The organism is Roseobacter sp. CCS2 (assembly GCF_000169435.1).
In the GTDB taxonomy this organism is placed as follows: Bacteria; Pseudomonadota; Alphaproteobacteria; order Rhodobacterales; family Rhodobacteraceae; genus Yoonia.
Map to the genome: position 1 here is coordinate 1,198,110 of NZ_AAYB01000001.1, position 12,967 is coordinate 1,211,076.

The window sequence follows — 12,967 nt, forward strand, 5'->3', positions numbered from 1 at the left end:
GTTTCGGTCTCCAATGATTTTTCGCCAAGGAGCACCCCAATGGCAACCGTAGCAGTAACAGACGCAACCTTTGACGCCGAAGTCCGCCAGTCCGATATCCCCGTTGTCGTGGATTTCTGGGCAGAATGGTGTGGCCCCTGCAAACAGATCGGCCCGGCATTGGAAGAGCTGTCTTCCGAAATGGAAGGCAAGGTCAAAATCGTCAAAGTGAACGTCGACGAGAACCCAAATTCACCAGCCCAGATGGGCGTGCGCGGCATCCCTGCGCTGTTCGTTTTCAAGAACGGTGAAGTTGTATCAAACAAAGCCGGTGCTGCGCCAAAGGCCGCGCTGCAAGGTTGGATCGAAGAATCGATTTAAACCGTCAGAAATCGGTTTTGAAAAGGGCGTCTTTTTATGGCGCCCTTTTGCTTTCAGACAGGCCAGCCATGAAAGCGCAATGATGCAGCAATCCGTTTCTTGGCCTCTGGACGGCCCGCGTTGATCGCACGCAATTGCAGGAACCAATACAGATATTTCGTATAGTCCGGCGCATGATCTTGCACCATTAAGAAAGCCTGTTCTGCGCCTAAATCACCGGCATTCAAAGCAATATGATGGAAGTCAGATTTCGCAAAAAGGATCAGGGGTTTGCCAAAAAAGTAGCCTTCAAACCCAACTGCCGAATTCTGTGTCACGACATAGTCGCAGTTTTGCAGATACCGCGGGGAACCAGCTGCGTTGATAATCAACCTGTCATCCTCGGATGCCAGTGTTTCCAAAGCTTTCTGTTCTTCAACCGCGTATGTTTCGGATGGATGCAAGGTCACAACAACGTGTCGCTTGGTGTCGTGGGCCAAGACCGCTTTTACCATCTCTAGCGGGCTGCACGACTGAAACGATCTGCTGCGCAGCAACTGCCCCTGCAGCGGCACATAAACAAACCCGTCCTGACGGGCGAAATCTGGCGCGTCGTCAAATAACCTTCGTCGCCAAAGCCGGGCAAAGTTTGTAGCCTTGCGCGCATCAATACGGAACGGGTCAAACGTATCTTGGGCAACTGGCCAGTCCCAGCGCTCTGCTTGCTTTTCAATATGCCAGAATGGATAGATGTACGTTTTCCGAAACGTTAGCCCGCGCGCATTCACAGGTGGATCCATCAGATAAAGCCCACGCCCCGACCGCGCCAAAGCCCGCAAACGTGCCAGATCATCATCGCCATCAAAGGCAACCGTTAGCCCAGCGCCTGTCAAAACATCGCTCACTTTATTGATAAAATTGTGATTGCCGCGCTCTGCTTGCTTGCGCAGTTGCGGCGGTAGGTAAAATGTCACTGTGTTACGGGCGCTCATCCGCCGAACGCTAGCCTTGCCCAACGTCGCGAACAACCCATCCGGGGTTGTTTGCCCCCCATCGCCCCGCCATATATGGACAAGGCGACAAGGAGCGACCTATGGCAAGTGAAGAATTCCCCGGCTGGCACGGCACGACAATCATCGGCGTCCGCAAAGGCGGGCAGGTTGTGATCGCAGGCGACGGGCAGGTTAGCCTTGGGCAGACTGTCATCAAGGGAACCGCCCGCAAGGTGCGTCGCTTATCCCCCGGTGGGCAGGATGTGATTTGCGGTTTCGCAGGATCAACAGCGGATGCATTTACTTTGCTTGAACGTCTGGAAAAGAAGTTAGAAGCAACCCCCGGCCAATTAGCCCGCGCCTCGATCGAGTTGGCCAAGGATTGGCGCACCGATAAATACCTGCAAAAGCTGGAAGCGATGCTGATTGTCAGCGACGGATCAGAATTGTTCGTGATCACCGGCGCTGGCGATGTGCTAGAGCCGGAACATGATATTGCGGCCATCGGATCGGGTGGGAACTATGCGCTTGCCGCTGGTCGGGCGCTGATGGACACGAAGAAAGACGCTGAAACGATTGCCCGCGAAGCAATGGCGATTGCCGCCGATATCTGTGTCTACACAAACGGCAATTTAACAGTTGAGGCGATCAAAGCATGATCGAACGCGATGATCTTAAGGCGGCCGTTGGCAGTGGCTTGATCAGCGAAAGCCAGGCAGCCGGACTGATCAGCCTGTCCGACAGCAGGCGCGGTGCGCGCGAAAATCTGAACCCCGGTGATGAACCGTTTGAGCTGTTCAAAGGGTTCAACGAAATTTTTATCGTCATCGGACTGATCATCCTTTCTTTCGGTTGGTGGGGCGTCGTTGCGCTGGCGCTTGGCGACGAAGTGGTCAATTTGCAGGACTACGCCATGTGGGTCACGCTGATCGGTGGTGGCATTTTATGGCTACTGTCGGAATACTTCGTGCGAAAACGGCGCATGGTCGCCCCGGCGATTGCTTTATCTGTGATGTTCGCAGCAAACGCCGCCTTTGGCTTTACCGCCGGCATGTCCGAACCCTTTATGATCGCGCAGAACGATTATTCAAGCGTGTCGTTTCCACTGGTACTCGCGACGTTGACGCTTGCGGTATATTGGTGGCGTTTCCGCGTACCTTTCGCGATGGCTATGATTGCTGTCGGGCTTTTCGTTGTCGCGATTGTCTATGCGGCCAGCCGGGAAGGACGCATTGCGAGTGTCAGCGAATTTTTCCTGCTGTCCGCTGGTGGTCCGTTTGCATGGATCACGCTTGCTTTGGGTATCTTGGTTTTTGCCGTCGCCATGATGTTCGACATGAGCGATCCACATCGCGTTACACGCAGGTCTGCCAATGGGTTTTGGCTGCACGTCGTGGCGGCACCTGCATTGGTGAACACCGTCGCGCTTTCGCTGTTGAACCAAGAAAACGGAGGATCAAATCTGATCCTTTTGGGGATCTTGTTACTGTTTGCCATTGTCGCGATTGTCATCGACCGCCGGTCGTTCCTAATTGCGGCGATCGGCTATATCGTGGCGCTTGCTGCGACTGTTTTTGATGGTGACGGGGCCGCGCTGACTGTGCTGATCCTAGGCATCGTCCTTCTGCTTCTTGGTGCGTTCTGGGAACGGATCCGAGCCCGCGTTCTGCGGCTGATGCCCGGTTTCATCCCGCTGCACCGCCTTCCCCCTTCACAAGTTTAAGGCCCATTATGACAGATCTGACCCCCCGCGAAATCGTCTCGGAACTTGACCGGTTCATTATCGGTCAGAAGGACGCCAAACGCGCCGTGGCCGTGGCGTTGCGCAATCGTTGGCGGCGCAAGCAATTGGGTGATGATCTGCGCGATGAGGTGTATCCAAAGAATATTCTGATGATTGGGCCTACTGGTGTTGGCAAAACTGAAATCTCTCGGCGGCTCGCGAAACTGGCGCGCGCACCCTTTCTCAAGGTGGAAGCGACGAAATTCACTGAAGTGGGTTATGTTGGCCGCGACGTTGAACAGATTATCCGTGATCTGGTCGATACCGCGATCATCGACACCCGCGAACACATGCGCGAAGATGTGAAGGCAAAAGCACGCGCTGCAGCTGAAGATCGCGTGATCACCGCTGTTGCTGGCACCGATGCGCGTGACACAACGCGCGAGATGTTTCGCAAAAAGCTAAAGTCAGGCGAGCTAGACAATACGGTGATTGAGCTTGAACTGACCGACACATCCAACCCCATGGGCGGTTTCGAAATCCCCGGGCAACCCGGCGGCATGGGTGGGATGATGAACCTTGGCGATCTGTTCGGTAAGGCGATGGGCGGACGCACGGTCAAAAAACAAATGACCGTCGCTGATAGCTATGAAGCGCTAGTCGCGGATGAAGCCGATAAGCTGCTCGATGATGAAACGGTAACCAAAGCAGCTTTGGAAGCGGTCGAGCAGAACGGCATCGTTTTCTTGGATGAAATCGACAAAGTCTGCGCACGCGCCGATGCCCGTGGTGCCGACGTGTCGCGTGAAGGTGTGCAGCGTGATTTGCTGCCGCTGATCGAGGGAACGACCGTGTCCACGAAACACGGACCGATCAAGACAGACCATATCCTGTTCATCGCATCAGGTGCGTTTCACGTGGCGAAACCATCCGACCTACTGCCTGAATTGCAGGGCCGCCTGCCAATTCGTGTCGAACTGCGCGCACTGACCGAAGACGATTTCGTGCGCATCCTGACCGAAACAGATAACGCGCTGACCTTGCAATATTCAGCCCTGATGAAAACTGAAGAGGTCACTGTGACCTTCACCGAAAATGGGATCAAAGCGCTGGCCAAGATCGCAGCGGAAGTCAACGAATCTGTGGAAAACATCGGGGCACGCCGCCTTTATACAGTGATCGAACGGGTTTTTGAGGATCTGTCCTTCAACGCCCCTGACCGGGCTGGCGACGATATCGCGATTGATGCAGCTTTCGTTGAGGAACACTTGGGCGAGCTGTCGCGATCAACAGATATCAGCCGTTATGTGCTTTAAGCGGTGCTGAAGCTCAAAAAATACCCAGCGTTTATCGTTTTACTCATCGCGGGCCTTTTCACCGTCATCTTTGCCTACGCGACGCTCAACCTGTTTCAAATGTCGATGGCCAACATCAGGTTCATCCGTGAATTCGGTTGGACCGCCGTGATGGAAGGCGCGTTGTTGCAACTGCTGACAGTGGCGATTTCGGGGGCTTTGGCGATGCTTAGCTACATTGGGTTTAAAATCTGCGAAAGTGAGTTGGTTCACAGATATCACAATTGGCAAAACAAATGATTTAGGGGTTTCACCGAACCCCCTGTCAGATCATCAAAGCGGGATGAGCCAACCCACCGGATATCTGGCGTTCATCCGCGAAAACATACCTTTCCTTGCGACGGGCGCATTGCTGTCATTCCTATCAAGTTTTGGGCAGACATTCTTTATTTCCATTTTCGGCGGGGAAATCCGTGAAACGTATGGTTTGTCCAACGGTGATTGGGGCCTGATTTATATGATCGGCACCGGCGCATCGGCCGTCTTGATGGTTTTTGTTGGTGGCTTGGCCGATAGGTTTCGGGTGCGTTCCCTTGGGATCGTCGTCATTGTGATGTTGGCTTCAGCCTGTTTGTTCATGGCATTCAACGCGGTTGCTGCATTGCTACCCTTCGTTGTTTTCGCACTACGTTTCACCGGCCAAGGCATGACAAGCCATGTTGCCACCGTTGCCATGTCACGCTGGTTTATCGCAACCCGCGGGCGCGCTTTGGCAGTGGCGGCATTTGGGTTCATGCTGGGCGAAGCGACCTTACCGTTGACCATGGTATGGCTGAAATCATTTATCGAATGGCGCACTTTGTGGGTGTGTTTTGCCGTATTTTGCGTGTTCGCCTGTTTCGTCCTGTACCGCCTGCTGCGACTGGAACGGACACCACAATCCATGGCTGAAACGACCCAAGCGACAGGGATGGGTGGCAAACATTGGACGCGCGCCGATGCGCTGCGCCATCCGCTGTTTTGGGCGATGATCCCGGCGGTCATGTCATTCTCTGGCTTTGGCACCGCGTTCTGGTTCCACCAGGCACATTTCGCTGAGATTAAAGGCTGGTCACACCTTGCCCTCGTGTCCGTTTTTCCATTGGGAACACTGATGCTTGCGCTTTCGACCATTGGTTATGGCTGGGCGATTGACCGGTTTGGTGCGATCCGGCTTTTACCGATCTATCTGATCCCATATGTGGTCGCATTTATCCTGCATTGGTATGCGCCATCCTTGGCATGGACAGCGTTGGCCGTCGTGTTGATGGGCATTGCTGGCGGTGGGCAGGCCACTTTGCTGAATGCATGTTGGGCAGAGTTTTATGGCACCAAGCACATCGGCGCGATCAAATCGGCAGCGGCGGCGCTGATGGTATTGGGGTCTGCCATTGGTCCGGGGTTAAGCGGATGGTTGATCGATCAAAGCGTTGGGTTTGAGGTGCAAATGCTGGGCTACGCCGCTGCTTTTGCTTTTGCTGCGCTCATTTTGATCATTCCGACCCAGCGCGCACGTCAAGCATTAGCGGTTTCGCCGTAAATAAACGTAATACGCGCCATGCCCGCCATGTTTCAGGTGCGCCGGTGTCACCTGCAAAATCGCCTGCGATAGCGGAGGAAGCGCCAGCCATTGCGGCACTTGATGACGCAAAATGCCATGACGTGTTGGGATCGGACCACCATCGTCGCGGTCTTTGCCTTTGCCGGTGATCACCAAAACCAGGCGGCGACCCATGGACTGCGATCCAAGGATAAAAGCAACCAACTCTGGATGTGCCTCGGCCATTGTCATGCCATGCAGGTCAATCCGCGCTTCTGGCTTGAGTTTGCCGCGCTTCATCTTACCGAAAGACTTGCTATCCATATTTACTGGTGCAGCAGCCAACCGATCAACAAGCGGGCGCATCACATCATGGGTGCGTGCCGTATTCGCCTTTTGACCAACGCGAAAATCGGGCAGCGGACCGCGCGGGGCCATGGGTTTTTTTGGTTTCGGTATCGGCAACGCATCTGGCGCAGGATCCTGCCGATTATCATGTAAAGGCGTGGCCCGTTCTGCAACCCGATCCCAAAGCGCGCGTTCTTCAGCAGACAAATGACGGGGCTTGCGCATTAACGATTTGCCACAACCAAACGATGGGCCATTGTTGTTGGCATCAGAACCACCATGCGACCGGGATCTTTAATCTTGCCCGCTTCGCGACCGGCTTCATCACCAGTTCCAAAGAAAATATCCGCACGCTGCGCACCCTTGATTGCCGACCCGGTATCTTGCGCGACCATCAAGCGGTTCATCGGTTCCGCGCCTTCTTTTTCAATCCAAACTGGTGCGCCCAGCGTGACAAATGCCGGATCAATCGCAATTGAGCGGCCTTCGGTGATCGACCGGTTCATCGCACCTAACGGGCCCAAGTCAGCAGGCACTTCGCTGACTTCGCGAAAAAACACGTAGCTTTCATTTTCCCATAACAGTGCGCGGCCTTCTTCGCGGTTCTGGCGCACCCAATTGCGGATCACAGCAGCAGACACCTGATGCGGTTCGAAAATCCCACGATCAACCAATTCCATACCAACGGACGAATAGTTCCGGCTATTTTTACCGCCATACCCAACACGCATCACACTGCCATCGGGCAGGCTGATGCGGCCAGAACCTTGGATTTGCAGAAAGAACAGATCAACCGGGTCGGTGAGCCAGGCCAATTCCAACCCACGGTTGGCAAGCGGCTGGTCTTCGTCAATTTCGCGGCGGGTATAATATGGTTCACCGCGAACCAGGTCATCCGGCACGCCGTAAATCGGATAACGGTATGATGCGCGCTTTTCACGCGACCCCGGCAGTTGCGGTTCAAAATACCCGGTGAACAGCATTGGTTCACCATCCTCGATCAGGATAGGGTGAAAAAATTTTTCGAAAAAGCCACGCGGTTCGGGGTTTGTCTTGGCAAAGTCGCACAAGACTTCCCATTGCGGGTCATCCAGATCACGGCAGGTATTGGTAAAAACATCAAAGGCGGCTTGATGATCATCATCACGCCACCCTCGCAAATCGTCAAACGTCAGCTGGGTATAGGTTGGATCAGCCATTGCGCCGCTCGCAATTGAGAAGAGAAAGCAATACCGACAAATCCAGCCAAGAATCATTCGCCCGTTGCAACAAGCCGCCAGTTTGGATCGTCTGCGTCCATCTTACGCGCGAACGTCCATGTATCTTTCTGGCGTTTGATCTCTGTCTCGCTGCCTTCAATGATATCGCCGGCATTGTCGCGCACGACCGACGTCATTTCAGACTTAAAGCGCACAGAAACCTCACCCTCTTTCGAGAAGTCGTCGAAAACGGCTTCTGTCAATGTCATGTCGCTGATCCCGATGAATTTGGCATCAACGGTTAAACCCTGACGCTGGCGTTCATCAACCACGGATGCAAACGCCTCGTACACATCTTCCGAAATAAATGGTACGATGCTGTCCAGATCACCATTTTCAAACGCCATCAAGATCATTTCATAGGCGCCACGTGCACCGCCCAAGAATTCGCTGACGTTGAATGAAGGATCGGCGCGCTTCATATCAGCCAGCGCTTTGGCGGAATCTGATCCTTCTTCGATATGGTCCGTAATATCCAGATCAGGACCGCCTTCAATCACGTCGAAATCTGGCTTGCCGACACGGGATGAAGGTTCTGGCCGTGTCACGGCAGGTTTCTCAAATCCTTCGCGTGTGCCAAGCACACCGCGCAGGCGCAAAATCAAGAAAACAGCGATGCCAGCAAGCACCAAAAGCTGAATAAGCGGAGAGTTCATTTTGACCTCGTTCAGGGGAAGGCATGGAAACACGCCCTTTCGCCCCTTATGTAGGTCGCAGGCGGGGCTGAGTCCACCTTACCCCCGAACATGTTATGAAAGGCGCACCTTATGTGGCTGTTAATTGCTTTTATTGCGGTTCCAATGATCGAAATCGCCCTGTTTATTCAGGTAGGCGGATTTATTGGCATATGGTGGACGTTGTTGATTGTTCTGCTTACCGCAGTGGCCGGATCATATCTTGTTCGGAATCAAGGTTTGCGCGAAATTGGTAACCTGCAAAGATCATTTTCAGAACTGAAGGACCCGACAGAGCCTTTGGCGCATGGCGCGATGATCCTGTTTGCGGGTGCGCTGTTGCTAACCCCGGGTTTTTTCACAGATATCGTTGGTCTATCGCTTTTGGTGCCTGGCATTCGCCGCACCGCATTCGTTTGGGCAAAATCCAAAGTGAAAGTGCAACGCTTTGAAATGGGCGAAGGGCCCGCCCAGCGCCCGCCGCCCACTGGTGACAGGGTGATTGATGGCGATTTCGAAGATGTGACCCCACAGAAAAACCGCCCGCAAGGCCCATCCGAGTGGACGCGGGATTGAGCCTATAGATTTAGGCTGATAGGAACGCGCGAACCTTATTTAACTGGAGCAGTTTCCAATGACCGATACACCTGAAAACGGTGCAGCAGCCGCACCGGCAGCCCCACAAATCACCAGCCGCGTTTTGGCGCAGTACATCCGCGATATGTCTTTTGAAAATATCCTCGCGCAAAAAGGTGTGACTGGCGACGCACAGCCCGAAATTCAGGTGCAGGTCAATCTTGATGCGCGCAAGCGCAGCACGGAAAACCAGTATGAGGTCCTTACGAAGCTGAACATCACAAGCAAGACGAAGGAAAAGGGCGATCCTCTTTTCGTGCTCGAGATTGAATATGCGGGCGTGTTCCACGTTGAAGGTGTGCCAGAAGACCAGATGCACCCTTATCTGCTGATCGAATGCCCACGTATCACATTCCCGTTCCTACGCCGCATCGTCAGTGACGTGACACGCGATGGTGGTTTCCCACCGTTGAACCTTGAAACCATTGATTTTCTGGCACTTTACCGGTCTGAGCTTGCACGCCGGTCGGAAGCGGAAAAGGCAAAAGTCAACTAAGCCACACCTAATTTTTCCAGATAGCGCCGTCGCCCAACTGCTCAACAAAAGCAGCATGGGCGGCGGCTTCTTCTATTGTAAGTTTGGGCGCAAGCGGTTCAGGTCGCGCTGATGGGCGCCATTCGTCTGACTGCCCACCTGCCGATTGGCTACGGGTATCTGCGGCCAATGCAAAATCGGGCTGACGTCCTCCGATCAGCTCAAGATAAACCTCTGCCAGAATTTCGCTATCCAGCAACGCGCCGTGCAAGGTGCGTGAGCTATTGTCGATCGCAAAACGCCTACAAAGGGCATCCAACGACGCGGGTGAGCCGGGAAATTTGCGACGGGCAATTGCCAGTGTATCAAGCGCCTGATCCATCGGCAGCAAAGGGCGGTTTAGCCAGCCCAGTTCTGCATTCAGAAACTTCATGTCAAAAGCGGCATTGTGGATGACCAGTTTCGCATCACCAACGAAATCGACGAAATCCTGTGCAACGTCTTTGAAAAGCGGTTTATCGCGAAGTGTTTCCTGTCCGGGCTTTGGGTCTTGCGGCGGTTCAAGCAAATCAGGGCCAATGCCATGCACGCCAAACGCTTCAGCCGGCATTGAACGCTGCGGATTGATGTATTGGTGATACGTCCGGCCTGTCGGGACATGGCCCATCAGCTCTACCGCGCCAATTTCGACAATGCGATCACCTTCGTGCGGTTCAAATCCGGTAGTTTCAGTATCGAGTACGATTTCACGCATCTGTTTGCCCTGTCAGTTCTGCGATTAGTTTTCGCACAGCTGTCTTGGTATCGTCCAGAGCAACAGTTTTAATGACATGGTCGGCAAGCGCACGTTTTTCAGCATCAGGCATTTGACGCGACATAATGCGTTCAAACTGGTCTTCCGTCATGCCCGGGCGCGCCATCACCCGATCTTTTTGGATCTCTGGCGGTGCAGACACAACAAGAACAGATGTCAGCCAGTCTTGCGCATTTGTTTCGAACAGCAATGGAATATCAAGAACGACAAGCGAGCCAGTATTTTCATTAAGAAAAGCCGCGCGGTGTGCTGCAACCAAAGGGTGCACAATTTCTTCGAGTTTACCCATGACATTCAGGTCTTCGGCGATCATTTGCTTGAGCAGGTCGCGGCTGACTGCGCCATCAACAATGGCTTCTGGTAATGCCGCTTGGATAACCGGCACCGCAGCGCCCCCTTTGGCATAAAGGTCGTGAACAACCGCATCAGCGTCCCAAACCGGAATGCCTTCTTCACGAAACATGGCAGCCGTCGTGGATTTCCCCATTCCAATGGAACCGGTTAAGCCCAACAGATGCGTCATCCGAGCACAGCCGCGCGTGTTGCATCGTCAACTTCCGGGCGACGGCCGAACCAGCGTTCGAATCCAGGGACACCTTGGTGCAACAACATCCCAAGACCATCGACTGTCGTGCAGCCCTTTTCAGCTGCTGCGATCAGGAATGGCGTTTGCAATGGTGTGTACACGATATCTGTCACCGTGGCTTCTGACGAAAGCGCATCAACGGACACTTTAAATTCCTGCGCCCCGGTCATGCCTAGCGATGTTGTGTTAATAACGGTATTGGCGTCTTCAAGCATTTGGTCGGCCTGCACCCAATCCACAACACTGACACGTGCGCCGAAATCTGCGCGCAGGGCTTCGGCCTTGGCGCGTGTTCTGTTGGCAAGGATGATTTGTGGAACACCCGCGTCGGCCAGTGCCACAATAATCGCGCGCGCAGCACCCCCCGCGCCAAAAATGGCGGCAGGACCAGCCTTGGGATCCCAATCTGGCGCGCCTTGTCGAAGGTTGGCCACAAAACCATAGCCATCCGTATTATCCGCAAAAATCCTGCCATCATCCTTGAATATCAACGTATTAGCGGCACCAATGAGTGTCGCCCGGTCAGTTATTTGGTCGGCAAACTGCATGACGCTGACCTTATGGGGGATCGTGACGTTAGCACCGATGAACCCTTGATCGGGAAGCGACCGAAGCGTCATTTCAAGGGCATCTTCGGTGACCTTTAGCGCGGTATATTCGCCCTCAATCTCATAGCGGTTCAGCCAGTAGCTGTGCAGCTTGGGGGAAAGGGAATGGCTGATCGGGTTTCCGATGACAGCAGCGCGTGGAATGTTTGTCATGACGGCAATGTTCCGCGAAGCGTCAAGTATGACAAGAGTTCAAGAAGCGGCAAGCCGAGGACATTGAAATAATCTCCTTCAATGCGTGTAAAAAGTCGCACTCCTTCTTCCTCTAACTTATAGGCACCAACGGAATGGCGAATACTGTCCCAGTTTCGATCAACATAGTCGGTCAGATATTTATCTGAGGCGTCGCGCATCAACAGGCGAACAACACCGACATGCCGCCAAAGGGGTTTGCCATCGCCATAGACCACCGCAGCAGACAAAAGTTGGTGTTTCTGGCCGCGCAAAGATTTGAGTTGGGAAAGGGCATCGTCTGGAGTCTGTGGTTTGCTATAAATGTCTTGTCCCAAAGCAAGGATTTGATCGCAGCCGATAACAAGTGCCCCAAGATGACGGGCGGCAACGCGTTGGGCTTTTAATTCCGCAAGCGTATCGGCAATGTCACGCGGCGAGGCCTGTTCCGTTTGCAATGATGCGCGAATGGCATCTTCATCGACGCGTGCAACAGAAACAGTGAAGTCAAGGCCTGCGTTTCTAAGCAGCTGAGCACGAATTTCAGAGCCTGAAGCCAAAATGATTTGGTCGGTCATGTGGATAACCTTTGGGACAAAGCCTGTGTCGCAACACTGGTGGTTTTGGGCATAACTAGTACACCATCTGCATTTGGGTAGAATTCTGTCATCTCAGGGATCTTCACATGGTTTTCTCCACGGTGGGTATGGATAAGTCGGCGTTGTGGAAGAATCATCGTCATGTGACAGTCAACCCTGTGATGCATAAAATATTCTGATATCGTCGCATCTCTAACACTCTGTTTTACATATATTTTAGTCCATGAAATGAAATTCATACTTACCTCTTTCATTTTATGTTGCTTGGGATAAGTCTGAGGATCAATCAACAACCCACAGAAAATCATCTGACAAACAACAACATCATCTTTTCTTTCCTTTTATATTTATTAAGGAAGGGTAAGGCATGAGAGTGGAATGATATGATCGATCTTCTAGATAATTTCTATCCATGGATTAAAGCCATTCATATTATGGCGGTGATCGCATGGATGGCTGGCTTGTTCTACCTACCTAGGCTGTTTGTCTATCACGCAGAACGGGCATCAGTTGGATCAGAACTGGATCACACGTTTCAGGTGATGGAAGAAAAACTGCTGCGGGTCATTATGAACCCAGCAATGATTGTCGCTTGGATCGCGGGGTTAATCATGATCGGCTTGGGGGCGTTTGATTGGAGCGCTGCCTGGTCATGGGTGAAATTAGTCTCAGTCATCCTGATGACAGGTGCGCACGGCTGGATGAGCGCACGGCGCAAGGATTTTGCGGCTGGGACCAATACACGGACGGGACGGACGTACCGGTTGTTTAACGAAGTGCCGACAGTCCTGATGTTTCTGATCGTGGTGGCGGTGATTGTGCGGCCGTTCTAAGGATTGATTGACTCAAGACGTTTGCTTGCCTATGTG

17 protein-coding genes are annotated in these 12,967 nt (G+C 53.2%); 9 read left to right on the forward strand and 8 right to left on the reverse strand.

Going from position 1 to position 12,967, the window contains the following annotated elements; genetic code table 11:
- Nucleotides 1-39: 39 nt before the first annotated feature.
- A complete protein-coding gene (gene trxA / locus RCCS2_RS06080; protein WP_008232308.1) occupies nt 40-360 on the forward strand; it encodes a thioredoxin in 321 nt (106 codons plus the stop codon).
- A 53-nt stretch (nt 361-413) separates the two neighbouring features.
- Here trxA and RCCS2_RS06085 read toward each other — a convergent pair whose 3' ends face one another.
- A complete protein-coding gene (locus tag RCCS2_RS06085) occupies nt 414-1,331 on the reverse strand; it encodes a capsular polysaccharide export protein, LipB/KpsS family (protein WP_008232309.1) in 918 nt (305 codons plus the stop codon).
- A 101-nt stretch (nt 1,332-1,432) separates the two neighbouring features.
- Between RCCS2_RS06085 and hslV the strand changes: the two genes are divergently transcribed.
- Genes hslV through RCCS2_RS06110 form a run of 5 tightly spaced genes read left to right on the forward strand, consistent with a single transcriptional unit; the run spans nt 1,433 to nt 5,928 of the window.
- Nucleotides 1,433-1,990, forward strand: coding sequence for an ATP-dependent protease subunit HslV (gene hslV, locus RCCS2_RS06090; protein WP_008232310.1), 558 nt, complete (start codon nt 1,433-1,435; stop codon nt 1,988-1,990).
- Nucleotides 1,987-3,054 carry a hypothetical protein gene (locus RCCS2_RS06095; protein ID WP_008232311.1) on the forward strand — a complete coding sequence of 356 codons (1,068 nt, stop codon included), beginning with the start codon at nt 1,987-1,989 and terminating at the stop codon, nt 3,052-3,054. The genes hslV and RCCS2_RS06095 overlap by 4 nt, the downstream gene beginning before the upstream one ends.
- A gap of 8 nt (nt 3,055-3,062) precedes the next feature.
- Nucleotides 3,063-4,370 (forward strand): ATP-dependent protease ATPase subunit HslU, encoded by a 1,308-nt coding sequence (gene hslU / locus RCCS2_RS06100; protein WP_008232312.1) that lies wholly within the window; start codon nt 3,063-3,065, stop codon nt 4,368-4,370.
- Nucleotides 4,371-4,373: 3 nt separating this feature from the next.
- Nucleotides 4,374-4,649, forward strand: a complete 276-nt coding sequence (locus RCCS2_RS06105) for a hypothetical protein (RefSeq protein WP_008232313.1) — start codon at nt 4,374-4,376, stop codon at nt 4,647-4,649.
- Between the two features lie 43 nt (nt 4,650-4,692).
- The gene (locus RCCS2_RS06110; RefSeq protein ID WP_008232314.1) at nt 4,693-5,928 is read left to right on the forward strand and encodes an MFS transporter; all 1,236 of its coding nucleotides are present in this window, start codon (nt 4,693-4,695) and stop codon (nt 5,926-5,928) included.
- Here the strand turns inward: RCCS2_RS06110 and RCCS2_RS06115 are convergent.
- The 3 genes from RCCS2_RS06115 to RCCS2_RS06125 are packed head-to-tail and all read right to left on the reverse strand — an operon-like array spanning nt 5,911 to nt 8,191.
- Nucleotides 5,911-6,501, reverse strand: coding sequence for a Smr/MutS family protein (locus RCCS2_RS06115; protein WP_008232315.1), 591 nt, complete (start codon nt 6,499-6,501; stop codon nt 5,911-5,913). The genes RCCS2_RS06110 and RCCS2_RS06115 overlap by 18 nt on opposite strands.
- Entirely contained in the window at nt 6,501-7,475 is a 975-nt protein-coding gene (gene mltA / locus RCCS2_RS06120; protein ID WP_008232317.1) for a murein transglycosylase A, read from the reverse strand. The genes RCCS2_RS06115 and mltA overlap by 1 nt, the downstream gene beginning before the upstream one ends.
- Nucleotides 7,476-7,528: 53 nt before the next feature.
- Nucleotides 7,529-8,191 carry a Tim44/TimA family putative adaptor protein gene (locus RCCS2_RS06125; protein WP_008232319.1) on the reverse strand — a complete coding sequence of 221 codons (663 nt, stop codon included), beginning with the start codon at nt 8,189-8,191 and terminating at the stop codon, nt 7,529-7,531.
- A gap of 111 nt (nt 8,192-8,302) precedes the next feature.
- Here RCCS2_RS06125 and RCCS2_RS06130 point away from each other — a divergent pair, with 111 nt between their 5' ends.
- Entirely contained in the window at nt 8,303-8,785 is a 483-nt protein-coding gene (locus RCCS2_RS06130; RefSeq protein ID WP_008232321.1) for an FxsA family protein, read from the forward strand.
- A 58-nt stretch (nt 8,786-8,843) separates the two neighbouring features.
- On the forward strand, nt 8,844-9,341 hold the full coding sequence (gene secB / locus RCCS2_RS06135; protein WP_008232323.1) for a protein-export chaperone SecB: 498 nt from the start codon (nt 8,844-8,846) through the stop codon (nt 9,339-9,341).
- 7 nt (nt 9,342-9,348) lie between these two features.
- Here secB and dnaQ read toward each other — a convergent pair whose 3' ends face one another.
- From dnaQ to RCCS2_RS06155, 4 genes are read right to left on the reverse strand one after another with little or no spacing between them, the layout of a single operon-like run.
- A complete protein-coding gene (gene dnaQ / locus RCCS2_RS06140; protein WP_008232325.1) occupies nt 9,349-10,074 on the reverse strand; it encodes a DNA polymerase III subunit epsilon in 726 nt (241 codons plus the stop codon).
- Complete coding sequence (gene coaE, locus RCCS2_RS06145; protein WP_008232327.1) at nt 10,067-10,657, reverse strand: dephospho-CoA kinase; 591 nt, start codon at nt 10,655-10,657, stop codon at nt 10,067-10,069. Before coaE ends, dnaQ begins: the two co-directional genes overlap by 8 nt.
- Complete coding sequence (locus RCCS2_RS06150; protein WP_008232329.1) at nt 10,654-11,481, reverse strand: shikimate dehydrogenase; 828 nt, start codon at nt 11,479-11,481, stop codon at nt 10,654-10,656. Before RCCS2_RS06150 ends, coaE begins: the two co-directional genes overlap by 4 nt.
- The gene (locus tag RCCS2_RS06155) at nt 11,478-12,077 is read right to left on the reverse strand and encodes a Maf family protein (protein ID WP_008232331.1); all 600 of its coding nucleotides are present in this window, start codon (nt 12,075-12,077) and stop codon (nt 11,478-11,480) included. Before RCCS2_RS06155 ends, RCCS2_RS06150 begins: the two co-directional genes overlap by 4 nt.
- A 404-nt stretch (nt 12,078-12,481) precedes the next feature.
- On the opposite strand from RCCS2_RS06155, the gene hemJ reads away from it, so the two are divergent.
- Nucleotides 12,482-12,931, forward strand: coding sequence for a protoporphyrinogen oxidase HemJ (gene hemJ / locus RCCS2_RS06165; protein ID WP_008232335.1), 450 nt, complete (start codon nt 12,482-12,484; stop codon nt 12,929-12,931).
- Nucleotides 12,932-12,967: the final 36 nt, after the last annotated feature.

Coding starts and splice junctions, on each gene's coding strand:
- coaE (WP_008232327.1), bottom strand. CDS start 10,657: ATGACGCATCTGTTGGGCTTAACCGGTTCCATTGGAATGGGGAAATCC.
- trxA (WP_008232308.1), top strand. CDS start 40: ATGGCAACCGTAGCAGTAACAGACGCAACCTTTGACGCCGAAGTCCGC.
- hslU (WP_008232312.1), top strand. CDS start 3,063: ATGACAGATCTGACCCCCCGCGAAATCGTCTCGGAACTTGACCGGTTC.
- RCCS2_RS06155 (WP_008232331.1), bottom strand. CDS start 12,077: ATGACCGACCAAATCATTTTGGCTTCAGGCTCTGAAATTCGTGCTCAG.
- RCCS2_RS06085 (WP_008232309.1), bottom strand. CDS start 1,331: ATGAGCGCCCGTAACACAGTGACATTTTACCTACCGCCGCAACTGCGC.
- hslV (WP_008232310.1), top strand. CDS start 1,433: ATGGCAAGTGAAGAATTCCCCGGCTGGCACGGCACGACAATCATCGGC.
- RCCS2_RS06150 (WP_008232329.1), bottom strand. CDS start 11,481: ATGACAAACATTCCACGCGCTGCTGTCATCGGAAACCCGATCAGCCAT.
- hemJ (WP_008232335.1), top strand. CDS start 12,482: ATGATCGATCTTCTAGATAATTTCTATCCATGGATTAAAGCCATTCAT.
- secB (WP_008232323.1), top strand. CDS start 8,844: ATGACCGATACACCTGAAAACGGTGCAGCAGCCGCACCGGCAGCCCCA.
- RCCS2_RS06115 (WP_008232315.1), bottom strand. CDS start 6,501: ATGCGCAAGCCCCGTCATTTGTCTGCTGAAGAACGCGCGCTTTGGGAT.
- dnaQ (WP_008232325.1), bottom strand. CDS start 10,074: ATGCGTGAAATCGTACTCGATACTGAAACTACCGGATTTGAACCGCAC.
- RCCS2_RS06110 (WP_008232314.1), top strand. CDS start 4,693: ATGAGCCAACCCACCGGATATCTGGCGTTCATCCGCGAAAACATACCT.
- mltA (WP_008232317.1), bottom strand. CDS start 7,475: ATGGCTGATCCAACCTATACCCAGCTGACGTTTGACGATTTGCGAGGG.
- RCCS2_RS06130 (WP_008232321.1), top strand. CDS start 8,303: ATGTGGCTGTTAATTGCTTTTATTGCGGTTCCAATGATCGAAATCGCC.
- RCCS2_RS06125 (WP_008232319.1), bottom strand. CDS start 8,191: ATGAACTCTCCGCTTATTCAGCTTTTGGTGCTTGCTGGCATCGCTGTT.
- RCCS2_RS06095 (WP_008232311.1), top strand. CDS start 1,987: ATGATCGAACGCGATGATCTTAAGGCGGCCGTTGGCAGTGGCTTGATC.